Raw genomic sequence first — 16,814 nt, forward strand, 5'->3', positions numbered from 1 at the left:
GTTTTTGGTGTCGGCCAAGGGAATGTCAGATCAGATGCTTTAAAATCATTTAAGGGAATGTCAGATCAGATGCTTTAAAATCATTTAAGGTGGGAGGCAACCGCATGAAGATTTTTGACGGGCACACAGATATTCCCGCAGACATTGCGGATAAGAGAAGTCGGGGTGAAGAGGCAGTTATCAGGAGATACCATTGGGATAAATTGCAGCAGGGTGGTGTGATTGCTGCCAACTTTGCCCTGTGGCTTGAACCGGGAAAGGCAGGGCCGGAGGACCTTCAACAGGCACTGGGGCATGTCAATAATGAGGTGTCGCAGGCTGCGCTGGACGTGATGATGGTGAAGTGTTCGGTTGACTTCTGTCTGGCAGAGCAGAAACAGAAGCTGGCGCTGGTGATGGGCATGGAGGGATTGTCGGCCATCGGGAACGATATTGACTGGATGAGCAGGCTTTACGAGGTGGGGGTTCGTTGTGCCAGCCTCACATGGAATGAAGAGAATCAGCTGGCGACGGGAGTGGAGGGAACTCCGCAGCGGGGATTGACCGACCGGGGAAAACAAGTGGTGCGGTTCATGGAGGCTAAGGGGATGCTGGTGGATGTCTCCCATCTGAATGAAACCAGTTTCTGGGACTTGATGAAGGTCACCCACAAACCGGTGATGGCTTCGCATTCAAACGCATGGGCCTTGTGCCGGCATCCCCGGAATCTGAAAGATGATCAGATCAAAGCCATTGGAGAAGGTGGTGGTGTTATTGGGGTGAATGCCTGGCCGGATTTTCTTCATGAAAAGCATCCCAGTCTGAATCACTACATCGATCAGATTGATTACCTGGTGGAACTCGTTGGCATCCAACAGGTGGCACTGGGTTTCGATTTTTGTGATTTTCTTCCGCCCGACCCCGGCAAAGATCCGGCAGATGCTCTGGAAACCTGCGGGCTTGAAAACGTTTCTGCTGCAGGAGCTGTGCTGCAGCAACTGAAAAAAAGAGGATATCAGACAAGAGATATAGAAAAAATCGCTTACGAAAACTTTGTTCGTCTGTATGAAAAGGTTCTTGAGGGGTAGATGTAATCCCCAAAAGGAGATTCGGCAGGCCGTTTATAATGGCCGGCAATGACCGGCAGAAAAAGTGAAACAAGGTGCATAAAAGCGGGAAGCCCACGATGTGAAGGGCTTCCCGCTTTTAAGAAGGGAGGACTACTGAGATTTCTTTTCGTTCATGATGGCGCGAATTTTCAGCGGCAGCGAGAACAGGTTGATAAAGCCTTCTGCATCATATTGGTTATACACTTCATCCTCACCAAAAGTAACAAATTCTTCATTATAGAGGGAATTGGGAGAAGAAGAACCTGCGTTCATGCAGCTGCCCTTGTAAAGCTTCAACTTCACTTTTCCAGTGACGGTTTCCTGTGTGCTGTCAACAAACTTATCCAGCGCATCTTTCAGGGGTGTAAACCAAAGACCGTCATAAACCATCTGGGCATATTTCTCAGCCACTGTCTTTTTAAAGCTTAGGGTCATGCGATCCAACGTTAATTTTTCAAGAATTTTATGGGCCTCGAAAAGCAGGGTGCCGCCAGGAGTCTCGTAAACCCCGCGGGATTTCATACCCACCAGTCGGTTTTCAACGATGTCGATGACACCAATGCCGTTGGCACCGCCAATTTTATTCAGCTTTTTCAGCATTGTCACCGGATCCAGCTTTTCGCCGTCAACGGCTACTGGAATACCGGCTTCGAACTCAATTTCCACGTAGGTGGGCTCGTCGGGGGCCTGCTCTGGAGGGGTGGTCATTTTATAGATGGACTGTTCGTGTTCGTTCCATGGATCTTCCAGATTGCCACCCTCATGGCTGAGATGCCAAATATTGCGATCGCGGCTGTAAATGTCTTTCTTCGTCACAGGAATGGGAATACCATGCTCAGTGGCAAAATCAATGCAGTCTTCACGGGATTTCAAATCCCAGGTTCGCCAGGGAGCAATAATTTTCAAATGAGGATTCAACGCTTTCACAGTGGTTTCAAAACGTACCTGGTCATTTCCTTTGCCGGTGCAGCCATGAGCGATGCCAACGGCACCTTCCTTTTCGGCAATTTCCACCAGTACTTTACCCATTAATGGCCGGGCGAAAGAAGTTCCCAGCAGATAGTCGTCTTCATAAATGGCCCCGGCTTTCAGGGTGGGGTATACGTAATCGGTGATGAATTCTTTTGTGACATCAGCAGTGTAGGCTTTAATGGCACCGGTGTTCAGGGCTTTCTGGTACACTTCTTCCAGATCTTCTTCCTGACCCACATCCACACAAACGGCAATAACATCATAGTTATAATGGGTTTGCAGCCACTTTAAAATAACAGATGTATCAAGGCCGCCGGAATAGGCCAGAACAATTTTTTCTTTTGACATGGTAGTCCCTCCTCATCAATCTTTCGAATGTTTATGGATATTATACGTGAATATGAATAAAAATGCAACACCTTTTATAAAAATACTTTTCTGATTCCGTAGAGAGACGGATTGGCGGGTGGGAGAGGTGGGGTCACAAACGATGAGGTAGTCAAATGATCTCATTTATTCAGTCACGGACGGTGCTGAAAAGTAGATATGAAATCCATTTATGCGGTCTCAAAGAGATGATTGATTGAAATATGAAGCAAAAAATGAGTGGGCACAGTGAGTACAATGATGCTAACTGGATGGGCAAAACAAGAGGAGAGAGAATGTCACGGTTCATTGATGAATGGGCATCGTGATGTCGGTTTTATGCATTTATTCATCACCCTTATCTTTTTGTACGGTAGATGTTATAATGATAGAACAGTCATGGCATCGTGATCGATCCATGACACCAAGAAAACCAGAGGTGGACTCCATGCAGGATATCATCAACATTTTTCGAAATATTGGCATCTGGGATATTGTCGATATGGCCATTGTGGCTTTTGTTTTTTACAAACTCTATACTTTGATACGGGAAACCCGGGCAGAACAGCTGATCAAGGGTATATTGGTGTTGCTTGTTGCCACCCCTCTCAGCGAAGTGCTACAGCTCCATGTGATTCATTGGATTTTAAGGAACACCATGACAGTCGGATTGATTGCCCTTCTGATCGTATTTCAGCCGGAAATGCGCCGGGCGCTGGAGTATATCGGTCGCACCAAATTCCTGACAAAATCCATTGCGGATATCGAGCAGGAAGAAATACAACGGCTGGTGGAAGAAGTAGGGGAAGCGGCGGCTTCCCTCTCCCGCCAGAAAATCGGGGCACTGATTGTGATTGAGAAAGATACCGGGCTCAATGAAGTGGTGGAAACAGGCACCTTGATCACCGGGCTGGTGTCCCGTGCACTTTTAATTAACATTTTCATTCCCAACACACCTCTGCACGATGGGGCGGTGGTGATTCGAAAAAATAAAATCATGGCAGCGGGTTGTTTTCTGCCCCTCACCGAAAATACCTATCTGAACAAAGAACTGGGCACCCGTCACCGGGCTGGCCTGGGGATCACCGAAAAATCAGATTCGCTGGTGGTCATTGTTTCTGAAGAAACCGGGGCTATCTCCATTGCTGAAAATGGCAAACTTACCCGCTACCTGGATGTGGATACTCTGAAAAAACGTATTGACAGCAGCTTCGAAATGAAAGACAGCCAACAGTGGAAGTTCTGGAAGTATAAGTGGAGGCGTAAAAATGACTAAGCTCATGAATCGAAATTTGGCAGCCAAGCTCATTGCGGTGTTTTTTGCGATGATTCTCTGGTTGTATGTGATGAGTGTCATTAATCCCCGGGTGACATCAGAACAATTAAATATACCAGTGCAGCTGGTGAATGAGTCGGTGATTCGGCAATCGGGGCTGGTGGTTTTCGGGCAACCGGAGCCCACTATTCGGGTGCGTCTGACAGGCAATCGGGATCAGGTGCATCGTATTTCCCGGGAACAGATTGAAGCACGTCTTGACCTGAGGGGGTATACTGAAGGCGTCAACTCCATACCCATTGAGGTGAACGTACCTGGAGGGGTGGAAGTAGACTGGAGCCCCAAGTTTGCCACCATTGAACTGGAAAGGATCATCAGCCGGCAGAAGGAAGTCTCAGTTGAAATTGAGGGTCAGGCAGCCTCTGGGTATGTGCTGGGAGAACCGGAACTGCGCCCCGGTCTGGTGTGGATCGAAGGGCCAGAAAGCTATGTGAACTCAGTGGAACAAGTCTTGGCTCAGTTAGTGATGGAAGACCAGCGGGAAAACCTGTCGGTAAACCTGCCCGTACGTGCGGTGAACAGCCGGGGTGAAGAAGTAAACCAGGTGGATGTGCGTACCACGTCAGTCGACTTATTTGTTGCCGTTGACCAGTTGAAATCAGTGGCTGTCGATATAGATCTGGACATTGGGACGGCGGAAAACTATCAAGTGGTCAGCACGGTGATCGAACCAATCAATGTGACCATACAGGGGCAGGCGGGTGTGCTTTCCGGTATCAATCGTATCTCCACAGAAGCGCTGGTGTTGGAAGAACTGTCTGAAAGTCGGGAAATTGAAGTGCCTCTGGCATTCCCTGAAGGGGTGCGTGGCTTTGAACGCCAGTCGGTGACCGTTCGCATCGATGTGGAAGAGGTGCTGGAAGAGACTTATGTGGTACAACGGGAAACCTATCGTATTATGAACCTGTCAGCCGATCTGGTGCTGGAGCAGGAAACATTGCCGGAACGGATGGAAATAACGGTTCGAGCGTTGGAAAGTATCATTGAAAACCTGGACCCCCGCACCATTCAGGTATATATCGATCTGGAAGACCTTGAAGCCGGATCACATCTCATTGAACCTGATGTAAGACTGCCCATGAATATGGAAATGAGCATTGCAACAACAGCGATTTCACCGGAAGGCTTTTCCGTGGAATTAACACCCCGGGAATGATCCTGATGAACAGGCGAACGGGTGAGGCGATCAGGGCATCGCATGACAGGATAACGTCAGTGCACATCGATGCCGCCTGATGGAACAGTGGAGGCTTAAGCCAGGGAAACACTGGCAACGACAGGCCATAAGGAGACTTAATCTGCCATGGACCAGATGATTGAAACCATCTTGCAAACCACCAAAGAAGCAGTGATGGCCACCGACCGTCATCACCGAATCGTTCTTTTCAACCAGGCTGCAGAAATCATCACAGGATGGTGTGCTGCGACCGTTTTGCAGCAGCCCGTCACCATCGTTTTTCCAGAAAGTCGGCTACCTGAAGTCATGGAAACGGGCGTTGCAGAGCTGGAACAACGTCAACGTCTCAGTGGTGTGGAAATCATCGTGAACCGGGTGCCGGTGGTGCAAGGCGGCCAGGTGACTGGGGCTGTGGCGGTATTTCGTGATGTCAGCGAAGTGGCTGATCTTAGCCGCCAAATTGACCGGTTGAAGGAAATGCAAAGTCTTCTGGAAGGCATTCTGCATTCTACGCAGGATGCCATTTCTGTCTGTGATGAAAATGGCATTCATGTCATCATTAACCCAGCGTATACCCGGCTGACAGGTCTTTCTCAGGAAGAGATTATCGGAAAACCCGTAACTGTTGATATTGTGGACGGCGAAAGCATTCACCTGAGGGTGCTCAAGGAAAAGAAGCCGGTGTCCAATGCCCGCCTGACGGTAGGCAGGCAGAACAAAGAGATTATAGCCAGTGCCGCGCCCATCATTGTTGATGGCGAACTGAGAGGAAGCGTGGGTATCTTACAGGATCTGACAGAAATGAAGAAATTGAGCCGGGAACTGATGCTGGCCCGTCAGATCATCAGAAAACTGGAAGCAAAGTATACTTTTGACGATATCATTGCCCAGGATCCCAAAACACGCCTTCAGGTGGAAAAAGGAAAACAGGCGGCCGTGACGCCGGCCAGCATTCTGCTGCGGGGAGAAAGCGGCACCGGCAAAGAACTGTTTGCCCATGCCATTCACAACCTTTCAGACAGGCGGTATAATCAGTTTATTCGGGTGAACTGTGCAGCTATCAACGAAAATCTGCTGGAAAGCGAATTGTTTGGTTATGAAGAGGGAGCATTTACAGGCGCGCGAAAGGGCGGTAAAAATGGCCTGTTTTTGGAGGCACATAATGGCACCATATTTCTGGATGAAATTGCTGAAATACCAGTGAGTACTCAGGTGAAGCTGCTCAGAGTGCTTCAGGAAAAAGAAATCATGCCGGTGGGTTCCACCCGCACCATCAACGTGGATGTCCGGGTGATTGCTGCCACCAATGCGAATCTGGAAAAGGCAGTAGAAACAGGTCGTTTCAGAGAAGATCTCTATTACCGCCTCAATGTGATTCCCATAGTTATACCACCTCTAAGAGACCGGAAAAAAGATATTCAGCCGCTGGTCATGAGCATGGTTCAGAAATACAATCAGGAGTACGGACGCAGTGCTCAGACGGTTTCTCCGCGGGTGATGGAACGCCTGCTGGCCTACCACTGGCCAGGTAATGTGAGAGAGCTTCAAAACTACGTGGGGCGAGCTATGGTGAACATGAAAGTCACTGATTCAGAGCTTGAGGAACGGCATTTGCCTAAGTTTTTTGACAACGATCTGGCGCCTGCCACAGTTAAATCTGACATCGAACTCACCCCTGCTAAAACTGCCACCACACTGGCGGAAGCGGTGGAGGCTACTGAACGCGAACTCATTCTGGCAACGCTTGGAAGTTATCATGGAAACCGAAGCAAAACAGCAAGTGCCTTGGGCATTTCCATTCGAAATCTCTATTATAAAATGGAAAAATACCAGATCGGTGACGCAGTAGAATTATAAGGAAAGTTGACAGGAACCGACGGAAGAAGGCATGCAGTATTTTGCATGAATAAGTGCAAAATACTGCATGCAAATTATTGCACGACGAACCCGGCTGGTCACTCTTCTACGGCCTATCTGAAAGTTCGATAGAGCAAATGCACTGCAAATACAACATCTAAATTTAGATTCATGCGATCATCAACCATGGCACATCCTTTGCATAGATATAAGAAGGATGTGTTTTTTCGTGTCAAAAACCAAATTTGGGAGAAAGAGGTGCAAACTGGATGATTAGAACATTAGCACAAGTCATGGAGATTGCCAGAGAACGGGGACCCAAAACTGTTTCAGTAGCCTGTGCCCAGGATTCAGATGTGTTGACAGCTGTTACCAAAGCGAAAGCGGCAGGTGTGGCTGATGCCATTTTGGTAGGTGACAAAGAACAGATCGAAGCCATTGCAGCAGAACACCAACTTGATTTAACCGGGTTTGAAATTGTTGACATTAAAGACCCGGCAGAAGCCTCCCTGAAAGCGGTTGAACTGGTTTCCAGCGGAAAAGCACATATGGTCATGAAGGGAATGGTGGATACCTCTGTCATTCTTAAAGCTGTGCTAAACAAAGAAGTCGGGCTGCGCACCGGTAATGTATTGAGCCACATAGCTGCCTTTGAGGTGAAAGGGTTTGACCGGTTGTTTCTGGTGACGGATGCTGCCATGAACATTGCGCCTGACCTGCAAACCAAAAAGCAGATCATTGAAAACGCCGTGGTGGTTGCCAAGGCATTGGATATCGAAGAACCCAAAGTAGCGGTGATTTGTGCCAAGGAAAAGGCCAATGAAGCCATGCCGGATACCATGGACGCAGCAGCACTGACAGAAATGAACGTAAAAGGCGAAATCACCGGTTGCATCGTGGGCGGTCCCTTCGCCATAGATAATGCCGTGTCTGTTGAAGCTGCGAAGCATAAGGGCATCAACCACCCCGTCGCCGGTTACGCTGATGTGCTGGTGGCACCTGACATCGAAGGCGGTAACATTCTTTATAAAACCCTGGGCTTCATGGCTTTTGCCCAGAGTGCAGCCGTCATTCTGGGAGCCAAGGCCCCCATTGTTCTCACCTCCCGGGCAGACAGCGATGAGTCAAAACTCAACTCCATCGCCCTGGGCGTATTATGTGCAGCGAAACTATTCTAAAATACAGGATGTGACTACTGATGGAAGTTTTTCGAATTTTAGCCATTAATCCGGGTTCCACCTCGACGAAAATAGCGATTTTTGACAATGAAAAACCCCTTTTTGAAGAGGTGCTGCGCCACTCGGCAGAAGAAATCGGTCGTTATAAAACCATCTTCGATCAATACAGTTTTCGAAAAGAAGTTATTCTCGAGACGCTAAGTCAGAAAGACATTAACATTACCAAGCTGGCAGCGGTGGTGGGCCGGGGTGGGTTGCTTCATCCCATTCCCGGTGGCACCTATCAGGTGAATGACGCCATGCTGAAAGATTTGAAAACGGGGGTACAGGGGGAGCATGCCTCAAATCTGGGAGGCGTATTGGCCTTCGAGATTGCAGCTCAGCTGAATATCCCTGCTTTTATTGTTGACCCGGTGGTGGTGGATGAAATGGAACCGGTGGCCCGCTTTTCAGGCATTCCAGAATTCCCCCGCAAAAGCATTTTTCATGCGCTGAACCAGAAGGCTGTCGGTCGCCGGGCTGCCCGGGATTTGGGCAAAGGCTATGAAGAAGTACGGTTAATTGTGGCCCATTTGGGCGGAGGTATCTCGGTGGGTGCCCACGCAAACAGCCGGATCATTGATGTGAACAATGCGCTGGATGGTGATGGCCCCTTCTCCCCTGAAAGAGCAGGCGGCGTGCCAGCGGGGGATTTGATGCGGGCAGCTTTCAGCGGAGAATTAACCCAGGCGGAACTGTACAAAAAAATTCTCGGTCGGGGCGGTTTGGTGGCTTACCTGGGAACCAACGACGGCCGGGATGTGGTGGCTCGCATCAAAGAAGGAGACAAAGAAGCTGAACTGGTTTATCAGGCCATGGCATACCAGGTTTCCAAGGAAATCGGCAGTGCTGCGGCAGTGCTGAAAGGCCGGGTGGATGCCGTTGTGCTCACCGGAGGTCTGGCGTATGACCAGATTCTCACAGGATGGATTCAGGAACATGTATCGTTTATTGCCCCGGTAAAGGTGTACCCCGGCGAAGATGAAATGATTGCTTTAGCTGAAGGTGCCCTGCGCATTCTGCGGGGTGAAGAAAACTCAAAGGAATATCAGATAGAAGAGGATGCGCTCCATGCTGAATGATAACCGCATTCGCGTGATCACCGGCAGTTACGGTACTGGAAAGACCGAGTTTTCCGTGAATTACGCCCTCAAGCTGGCGGCGGCGGGCAACAAAACCGCGCTGGTGGACCTGGACGTGATCAATCTATACTTCAGAAGCCGTGAAAAACAGGAAGAGCTGGAAGCTGCCGGAGTACGGGTGATTTCCAGCTCCATCAAGGGAAGGGGAGCTGATCTGCCGGCAGTATCGGCGGAAGCCGCCGCACCCTTGCAGGATACCAGCTGGCAGGTGGTGTTGGATGTGGGTGGTGACGCCATGGGAGCACGAGCTCTGAGTCGCTACCGCACCTACTTTCAGCCCGGCGAATATGACATGTTCTTCGTGGTGAATGCCAACCGGCCTGAAACCGCTACACTGGCAGGTGTCCGGGAACATTTGGAGGCCATTCAGCGGGTATCGCAAATCCCCGTCACGGCATTGGTCAACAATACACACCTGGTGAAGGAAACCACACTTGAAGACGTGCTGCGGGGACAATGCCTGTGCCGCCAGCTATCTGAGGCCACCGGCCTTCCGCTGCGCTACACAAGTTTGCTGGAAAGCCTGGTCCCTCAGGTGGCATCGTCTGAGGTGTTGGACGGAACTCTATTCCCCCTATCGCTCATCATGCGGGAAGCGTGGATGTCCTAATCCGCTTTCCCGCTGAATGAATAATATGAAAGCAGGAGGTTTAAACATGGCAAAAGCAAAAGGCCGCGTCGAATTTGATGTCGAACGCTGTAAGGGATGTGGGCTGTGTGTCACAGCCTGTCCCGTGAAGATCGTTGAAATGGATCAGACACAGATCAACAGCAAAGGCTATCATCCGGCTGGCGTTCAGGAAATGGAGAAATGCATCGCCTGTGCCAACTGTGCCACCATTTGTCCAGACCTGATCATCACCGTTTATAAAGAAGATTAATCTGATCTCAAGGAGGATATCATCATGAGCAAGGTATTGATGAAAGGGAACGAAGCCATTGGTGCAGCTGCCATTAAGGCTGGATGTAAGGCTTTCTTTGGTTATCCCATCACACCACAAAATGAAATTCCTGAATATATGTCCCGGGAAATGGCAAAAAGCGGTGGTGTTTTTGTTCAGGCTGAGTCTGAAGTGGCCGCCATTAATATGGTTTATGGCGCAGCGGGCGCAGGCGTTCGAGTCATGACATCCTCGTCTTCGCCAGGAATTGCCCTGAAACAGGAAGGCATCACGTATATTGCAGGAGCGGAGCTTCCCTGTGTGATTGTTGACGTGAGCCGCGGCGGTCCGGGGTTGGGAAGCATTCAGCCATCCCAGGGAGATTATTTCATTGCCACCCGGGGTGGCGGAAACGGCGACTACCGTCACATTGCCTTGGCACCTGCCAGCATACAGGAAGCGGTTGACCTGGTAACGGAAGCATTTGATATTGCCGACTATTACCGAAACCCGGTGTTTGTACTGGCTGACGGAATGATTGGTCAGATGATGGAACCCGTTGAGTTCCACGACATGCTTTCCCGGGAACTACCGGAAAAAACCTGGGCCACCGATGGCACTAAGAACAGCCGAAAGCCCAACATTATCAACTCACTGGCCCTTGACCCTGCGGTGCTGGAAGAGCACAACATTAAGCTGGACAAGAAGTACCAGCAAATGGAAAGAAATGAAGTGCGGGTGGAAGTCTTCAATATGGAAGAGGCTGAAGTGGTTCTTACTGCCTATGGCACCACAGCCCGAGTTGCCAAGAATGCCATTGAACTGCTGGAAGCAGAGGGCATTAAAGCAGGACTGATTCGCCCCATCACCTTGTGGCCATTTCCCCATCAGGCATTCCAGGAAATCCCCGAGACAGCCAAAGCTATTTTGACGGTGGAAATGAGCATGGGTCAAATGATCGATGATGTGAAAATTGCCAATGAAGGCCGTCTGCCGGTTCATTTCTATGGACGATCCGGCGGCATGTGCCCTGAGCCCCAGGCCATCGTTGACAAAGTGAAAGAAATTCTGGGAGGTGTGAAGTAATGGCGACACCTGTATTTGAAAAAACCAAGGGTCTGACCGATAAACAGTTCCATTACTGCCCCGGGTGTACTCACGGCATTATCCACCGACTGGTGGCAGAGGTGCTGGAAGAGCTGGGTGTTACCGGTGAAACCATTGGGGTGGCACCTGTTGGCTGTTCTGTATTAGCCTACGACTATTTTAACTGTGATATGCATGAAGCTGCTCATGGCCGTGCTCCGGCAGTGGCCACCGGCATTAAGCGGGTGCGACCGGATAACACGGTGTTCACCTACCAGGGCGACGGCGATCTGGCAGCCATTGGAACAGCTGAAATCGTCCACGTGGCATTGCGTGCAGAGAAAATAACCACTATTTTTGTCAATAACGCCATTTATGGCATGACAGGCGGCCAAATGGCCCCCACCACCCTCATTGGCCAGAAAGCAACCACTTCTCCCTATGGCCGCAGCGAAGCCGACACAGGAAAACCCCTGCGTGTGTGTGAAATGCTGGCTACCATTGATGGGGCAGTCTTTGTGGAGCGGGTATCTGTGCATGATGTTCCCCACATTCGAAAAGCCAAAAAAGCCATCAAGAAGGCCTTTGAAGTGCAGCTGCGGGGCGAAGGATTCGCCCTGGTGGAAGTACTTTCCACCTGTCCCACCAACTGGGGAATCACACCCGTTGATTCACTGGGCTGGCTGAAGGACAATATGCTGCCCTATTTTCCGCTTGGCAATTTCCGGACACCAGAGGAGGGGAAATAAATGGCCACTGAACGAATTATTATGGCAGGTTTCGGCGGTCAGGGCGTCATGTCCATGGGACAGCTGCTCACCTATGCCGGTATGATTGAAAACAAACAGGTTTCATGGCTGCCTGCCTATGGACCTGAAATGCGAGGCGGAACAGCCAACTGCTCCGTCATTGTTTCGGACAGCCTGGTGGGATCACCCATCATCACCCAGGATGCCACCTGTGCCATCGTCATGAACCTGCCCTCTATGTTGAAATTTGAACAAAATCTGGTTGCGGGCGGCAAACTGATCATCAACACCTCACTGGTTGACCGGGAGCCGTCAAGAGACGATATCGAAGTGTACAAACTACCAGCCAATGCCATTGCCGACCAGGTGGGGAATCCCCGGGTGGCTAATATGGTGATGCTGGGAGCATACCTGGCGTTGACTGGCCTTGTTTCCACTGATTCAGTGGTGGAGGCATTCAAAAAGGTGTATGGTGCCGGTAAAGAGCATTTTATACCCATGAACCAGCAGGCGCTGGCAGAAGGCGCCAAAGCAGTGTTGGAAGCACAGTAGTCAATCGATGACCAGATACCATTTGATTACTATCTGGTCATCATCTGCTCGCCAGTTCATTACGAAACGAATGATGATTCAAGTTCACGGTGTACCAACCAACCATAGAAGAGGAGGGCAGCGGCTGGCCGCTACTATCCTCTTCTTTTTTGTGATAGAATAGAGGCATTAGAAGATTACCTGTGCCATGGCACTGGAAGAAGGAGGAGCAGCATGGGAAAAGTAAATGTGTATATAGTGGATACAACAGGCAACAAGGAGCAACAGGCCAGTTTACCCGATGATGTGCCAGTAAACCGGATTTTGGTGAAACTGGCAGAAAAAATGGAACTTCCGATGACCGGTCCCGACGGGAATCCCATCAGCTACAAGTTTATTCATAAAGCCTCAGGCAAACAGCTGACGGATGAACAGACCCTTGAAGAAGCTGGTGTGGCTGAAGATGATGTATTGCGCTTGCAGCCTGAAATTACAGCCGGATCATAGGCTTTAGCCGGGAGGAAACCCATTGAAACCCATTGAAATCGACTTGGAAAAAGAAGATCGCTATGCACGTCTGCGGCTGATCCCCTGGTGGGATCAGGAAAAGCTGCAGCAAGCCCGGGTCATGGTGGTGGGAGCCGGTGCCATCGGCAACGAAATACTTAAAAATCTGGCGCTTTTGGGTGTGGGAACCATCCTGGTGGTGGATATGGATCGTATTGAGAACTCCAACCTTTCCCGGGCCGTTCTCTACCGGGTAACCGATGAAGGTGCTCTGAAAGCTGAGACAGCTGCCCGGCAGGTAATGGCCCTGAACCCGGACGTGAAGGCCATTCCCATGACGGGAAATATCATTACTGATGTGGGAAATGGTTTTTTTCGCCATGTGGATGTGGTGCTGGGCGGTCTGGATAATCGGGAAGCCCGGCTGGCCATCAACCAGAAATGCTGGAAAGCGGGCACGCCCTGGATTGACGGTGCCATTGAAGTATTTCAGGGATTTGCCCGGGTTTTCATACCTCCTGCAAGTGCCTGCTATGAATGCACCATGAATGAAACAGACTATCGACTGCTGAACTTCAGAAAATCCTGTTCACTGCTTACTCGGCAGGAAATGCTCTCAGGGAAGGTGCCCACTACCCCCACTACGGCCTCGGTCATTGCCGGTATTCAGGTGCAGGAGGCAGTGAAACTGATTCATGGAGATCCTGCCCTGAGACCTCTGTCAGGTCAGGGCTTTGTCTTTAATGGGCTCACCCATGACTCCTACACGGTTACCTATACAAGGCGGGAGGATTGCTTCAGTCATGAAACCTGGGAGCCGGTGACAGAAAGTCTTCTTACGACGACAAACACCACTCTGGCACAGGCAGTCAAAGCATTGCAGCAGCAGCTCACGCCGAAAACCGTTCTGGAAACCCCTCAGGAATGGGTGCTCACAGGCACTTGTCTATGTGGAGGAGAGAAGTCTTTTTACAGACCACTCATTCAGGTGGCCCAGGAAGAGGCTCGTTGCAGTGCATGCGGAGACGAAATGAGTCTGGAAATGACCCACCGCTTTACAGGAACCGAGGCCTTTGCCAATGAAACACTTCAAGCTCTGGGCTTTGCCCCAGGTGAAATACTTCATGGCAGAGATGGTCTCCAAAGCGTTTACATTGAACTGACAGGCGATATTCAGCGGGTCTTTGACACGCCGACTGGATTCCCTGCAGGAGAATCGACAGGGAGGAAAAGCCCATGAGTGCCAGATTGCGGCGACTGGCGTCAGATTATGATAACCTGAAACTGGAATTTGCCCGACATCCTCATATTGACATTGAGCCCATTTCAGGTGACCCGCCAGATAAGTATTTAGTCACATATAAGGTGAAGGGATTCAAATTGGACGAAAGAACAGGGAAGCCGGTACTTGCCAACCGTCACCAGGTGGAAGTTTACCTGCATGCCGCCTATCCCAGGGAAAAGCCCCGCTGCCAGATGAAAACACCCATTTTTCACCCCAACTTCCGTTTTCAGGTATGTATCGGTGATTATTGGGGTGCCGGTGAGCGGTTGACAGATATCATCATTCAGATCGGTGATATGATTCAATATAAAAACTACAACCCCAAAAGTCCCCTGAACATCGAAGCCTCCCACTGGGCCCGAGAAAACACCCATCTCTTTCCAGCGGATAATGTGGACCTGTGGCAGCCTGAACCGGAAATTCTGATGGGCAACCGGGCTCAGGATGATTTTGCCATCACCCTAAAACCGGCGAAGCGGAAGCTGGAGAAGCCCGATGATGTGGATATCAAGCTTTGGTGATCCGGCAACCATTCTTTGAAGAGGAGGAACCAATATGACGGCTACCCCCCGGGAGACCGGTGACCAATTCCTGGATTTTGATATTGAGTTGGGTGAAGTCCGGGCATTGCCGCCCCGGCGTCAACAGGTGCGTATCTCTCTTGATCCCCAGGTGTATCAGCAGATTCATGATTATGCATCATCGGACACCGGCAAGGAACTGGGGGGCATATTGCTGGGAATCCCTCAGGAAACCGAAGAGCAGGTGATACTGGATGTGACGGCAATGCTAAAAGCGAAAAAAACGGCAGCCAACAAAACATCCCTCACCTTTACCCATGAAACCTGGGATCAGATTCACCATGAGAAAGAGATCCTTTATCCCGATCTAAAAATCGTCGGTTGGTTTCATACGCATCCCGGATTTGGTATTTTTCTGTCTGCCTACGACCTGTTCATCCAGCAGAACTTTTTCAATCTGCCATGGCAGGTAGCTTATGTGGTTGATCCGGTGAAGCATGAACAGGGATTTTTTGCCTGGGAAGGGTCGGAAATCAAGGCGGCCATCTACCGTCTGGGAGATACTGATCACTGGCATCAGGCTGCCGCGGAAGAGTCAACTGATTCGGAACAGAACCCAAAAGTGTCGGCATATCAAACTGAGAAGCAGATCAAGAGAAGCAGTCATCAGAAGCCTGTGTCAGGCACCAAATCTACGGGCAGCAGAAAATCGGTGCCTTTGTGGATGAACCTGCTGATGGTGTTGCTGGTGTTGTTGCTGGCAGCTTCCAATGCCCATCGATTGGTCACGGCGGATGAAGCTCCGCCGGTGATGGAACAGCAACTCTATCAGGAGCAGGCCAAAGCATTGGCAGAGCAGGTGGATCGACTTGAACAGCAGTTGCTTGAAATACAGCAGGAAAATCAGGAGATGGGCGAACTGGTGGTCCAGCTATCCGGCGAGCGGTTTTTCCTGTATACTGTCAATCCGGGGGATACACTGTGGTCCATCAGCCGGCGGTTCTATCAAGACCCCATGGAGTACGAACATGTCATGCGATTGAACAATTTGGAGAATCCGGACAATCTGGAAGTGGGGCAGTACTTATTATTATACAAAACTGGTGATTAATATGCAAAAACGTCAACAACAGCATGTCTTCGAAAATTCAATCTGTCCCTATTGTCAGGCCCCAATTCGAATGGGAGAAAACACGGTGGTTTGTTCCTGCTGCAAAATGCCCCACCATTTGCAATGCTGGATGGAAAATGGACGCTGCACCACTTACGGCTGCAAGGGACATCGACTGGCGAACCCGTCCATATCGCCCCACCGACGCCAGAAACTGCCGATTATTGAAATTGATTTTGATGACCCCTCTCCGGTTTCAAGCGGTATGTTTCGGCGGTGGAAGGCATGGATGATAGCGGCAGCAGTGGTGCTGATTTTGAGCGGCGGCATTTATATTGTCAAGTTTTTGTGAATAATTTCCCACTTTTTTGTTGCGCTTTAAAGCGAAAAAGTTTACAATAAGCATAGAGTCATCATTGTAATGATCACATTCAGAAAACCTTTTCACTTAGGGAGGTCCCCATGGAAGAAACTGCCTATCTCGACTTGATTGAAGGCAGGCTGGCAGCCTATTTTGATATTGAGAGGCCTGCTGAATATCAGCGGTATCCGCTGGCGATGTATGCCAGTTCATCGATTCGAAATGAACGCTATTTTGCTTCGAAAAAAATCAAGGTGTACGCCATTGAAAACAAAGAACACGTTTTCATAAAAACGATTGACAGATTGACAGAACGAAACCTTGAAGATTTCTGGCAGATGCTGGTAAAAGCAGCAGATGAGCTGCCTGAACCCCACGAAGAGCACATGTCAACCATTATTAATGGAATCATTCTTACAACGGCAAATCCAGATCCCTTACTTCAGCAAATCATTCAGAAGAAAAAATATGAAAAGTCATTTCTTTTCGGCCTCAAAGGCTGGGTTTATGTTCGGCTGGTTATTGTGAACCTGCATGACGTCTCGCTGGTTCACAACAAACGAGGGAAGGAGGTGAACGAGCTTTACGGTCCGGCGAAACCCACTTTACCATAATTGCCATTATTCA

At 49.8% G+C, this 16,814-nt stretch carries 18 protein-coding genes; 17 read left to right on the plus strand and 1 reads right to left on the minus strand.

What is annotated here, in order from left to right:
- Positions 1–104: 104 nt before the first annotated feature.
- Positions 105–1,067, plus strand: coding sequence for a dipeptidase (locus AAIG11_RS05470; protein ID WP_343185230.1), 963 nt, complete (start codon positions 105–107; stop codon positions 1,065–1,067).
- Between the two features lie 132 nt (positions 1,068–1,199).
- On the opposite strand, the gene AAIG11_RS05475 is transcribed toward AAIG11_RS05470, so the two are convergent.
- The gene (locus AAIG11_RS05475; protein ID WP_343185231.1) at positions 1,200–2,408 is read right to left on the minus strand and encodes an argininosuccinate synthase; all 1,209 of its coding nucleotides are present in this window, start codon (positions 2,406–2,408) and stop codon (positions 1,200–1,202) included.
- A 436-nt stretch (positions 2,409–2,844) separates the two neighbouring features.
- Between AAIG11_RS05475 and cdaA the strand changes: the two genes are divergently transcribed.
- From cdaA to AAIG11_RS05555, 16 genes are all read left to right on the plus strand, one after another.
- Positions 2,845–3,702, plus strand: a complete 858-nt coding sequence (gene cdaA / locus AAIG11_RS05480) for a diadenylate cyclase CdaA (protein WP_343185232.1) — start codon at positions 2,845–2,847, stop codon at positions 3,700–3,702.
- Positions 3,695–4,918 (plus strand): CdaR family protein, encoded by a 1,224-nt coding sequence (locus AAIG11_RS05485; protein ID WP_343185233.1) that lies wholly within the window; start codon positions 3,695–3,697, stop codon positions 4,916–4,918. The genes cdaA and AAIG11_RS05485 overlap by 8 nt, the downstream gene beginning before the upstream one ends.
- A 147-nt stretch (positions 4,919–5,065) precedes the next feature.
- Complete coding sequence (locus AAIG11_RS05490; RefSeq protein ID WP_343185234.1) at positions 5,066–6,796, plus strand: sigma 54-interacting transcriptional regulator; 1,731 nt, start codon at positions 5,066–5,068, stop codon at positions 6,794–6,796.
- Positions 6,797–7,065: 269 nt separating this feature from the next.
- Positions 7,066–7,974, plus strand: a complete 909-nt coding sequence (locus AAIG11_RS05495) for a phosphate butyryltransferase (RefSeq protein ID WP_283410582.1) — start codon at positions 7,066–7,068, stop codon at positions 7,972–7,974.
- Positions 7,975–7,994: 20 nt separating this feature from the next.
- A complete protein-coding gene (buk, locus tag AAIG11_RS05500) occupies positions 7,995–9,095 on the plus strand; it encodes a butyrate kinase (protein WP_343185235.1) in 1,101 nt (366 codons plus the stop codon).
- Positions 9,085–9,765 (plus strand): nucleotide-binding protein, encoded by a 681-nt coding sequence (locus tag AAIG11_RS05505; RefSeq protein ID WP_343185236.1) that lies wholly within the window; start codon positions 9,085–9,087, stop codon positions 9,763–9,765. Before buk ends, AAIG11_RS05505 begins: the two co-directional genes overlap by 11 nt.
- Before the next feature lie 46 nt (positions 9,766–9,811).
- Positions 9,812–10,036: a 4Fe-4S binding protein gene (locus AAIG11_RS05510; protein ID WP_343185237.1), complete on the plus strand. Its 225-nt coding sequence runs from the start codon at positions 9,812–9,814 to the stop codon at positions 10,034–10,036.
- Between the two features lie 21 nt (positions 10,037–10,057).
- Positions 10,058–11,122, plus strand: coding sequence for a 3-methyl-2-oxobutanoate dehydrogenase subunit VorB (locus AAIG11_RS05515; RefSeq protein WP_343185372.1), 1,065 nt, complete (start codon positions 10,058–10,060; stop codon positions 11,120–11,122).
- Positions 11,122–11,871 carry a thiamine pyrophosphate-dependent enzyme gene (locus AAIG11_RS05520; RefSeq protein WP_343185238.1) on the plus strand — a complete coding sequence of 250 codons (750 nt, stop codon included), beginning with the start codon at positions 11,122–11,124 and terminating at the stop codon, positions 11,869–11,871. The genes AAIG11_RS05515 and AAIG11_RS05520 overlap by 1 nt, the downstream gene beginning before the upstream one ends.
- Complete coding sequence (locus AAIG11_RS05525) at positions 11,872–12,423, plus strand: 2-oxoacid:ferredoxin oxidoreductase subunit gamma family protein (RefSeq protein ID WP_343185239.1); 552 nt, start codon at positions 11,872–11,874, stop codon at positions 12,421–12,423.
- A 213-nt stretch (positions 12,424–12,636) separates the two neighbouring features.
- Positions 12,637–12,909: an EsaB/YukD family protein gene (locus AAIG11_RS05530; RefSeq protein ID WP_283410575.1), complete on the plus strand. Its 273-nt coding sequence runs from the start codon at positions 12,637–12,639 to the stop codon at positions 12,907–12,909.
- A 22-nt stretch (positions 12,910–12,931) separates the two neighbouring features.
- The gene (locus AAIG11_RS05535; RefSeq protein WP_343185240.1) at positions 12,932–14,149 is read left to right on the plus strand and encodes a HesA/MoeB/ThiF family protein; all 1,218 of its coding nucleotides are present in this window, start codon (positions 12,932–12,934) and stop codon (positions 14,147–14,149) included.
- The gene (locus AAIG11_RS05540) at positions 14,146–14,715 is read left to right on the plus strand and encodes a ubiquitin-conjugating enzyme E2 (RefSeq protein WP_343185241.1); all 570 of its coding nucleotides are present in this window, start codon (positions 14,146–14,148) and stop codon (positions 14,713–14,715) included. Before AAIG11_RS05535 ends, AAIG11_RS05540 begins: the two co-directional genes overlap by 4 nt.
- A gap of 34 nt (positions 14,716–14,749) precedes the next feature.
- The gene (locus AAIG11_RS05545; RefSeq protein WP_343185242.1) at positions 14,750–15,826 is read left to right on the plus strand and encodes a LysM peptidoglycan-binding domain-containing protein; all 1,077 of its coding nucleotides are present in this window, start codon (positions 14,750–14,752) and stop codon (positions 15,824–15,826) included.
- A gap of 1 nt (position 15,827) precedes the next feature.
- Positions 15,828–16,178, plus strand: a complete 351-nt coding sequence (locus AAIG11_RS05550; RefSeq protein WP_343185373.1) for an RING finger protein — start codon at positions 15,828–15,830, stop codon at positions 16,176–16,178.
- A 110-nt stretch (positions 16,179–16,288) separates the two neighbouring features.
- Positions 16,289–16,801 carry a DUF8052 family protein gene (locus AAIG11_RS05555; RefSeq protein ID WP_343185243.1) on the plus strand — a complete coding sequence of 171 codons (513 nt, stop codon included), beginning with the start codon at positions 16,289–16,291 and terminating at the stop codon, positions 16,799–16,801.
- The last annotated feature ends 13 nt before the right edge of the window (positions 16,802–16,814 follow it).

It is taken from the genome of Anoxynatronum sibiricum, from assembly GCF_039414295.1.
GTDB lineage: Bacteria > Bacillota > Clostridia > Peptostreptococcales > Tindalliaceae > Anoxynatronum > Anoxynatronum sibiricum.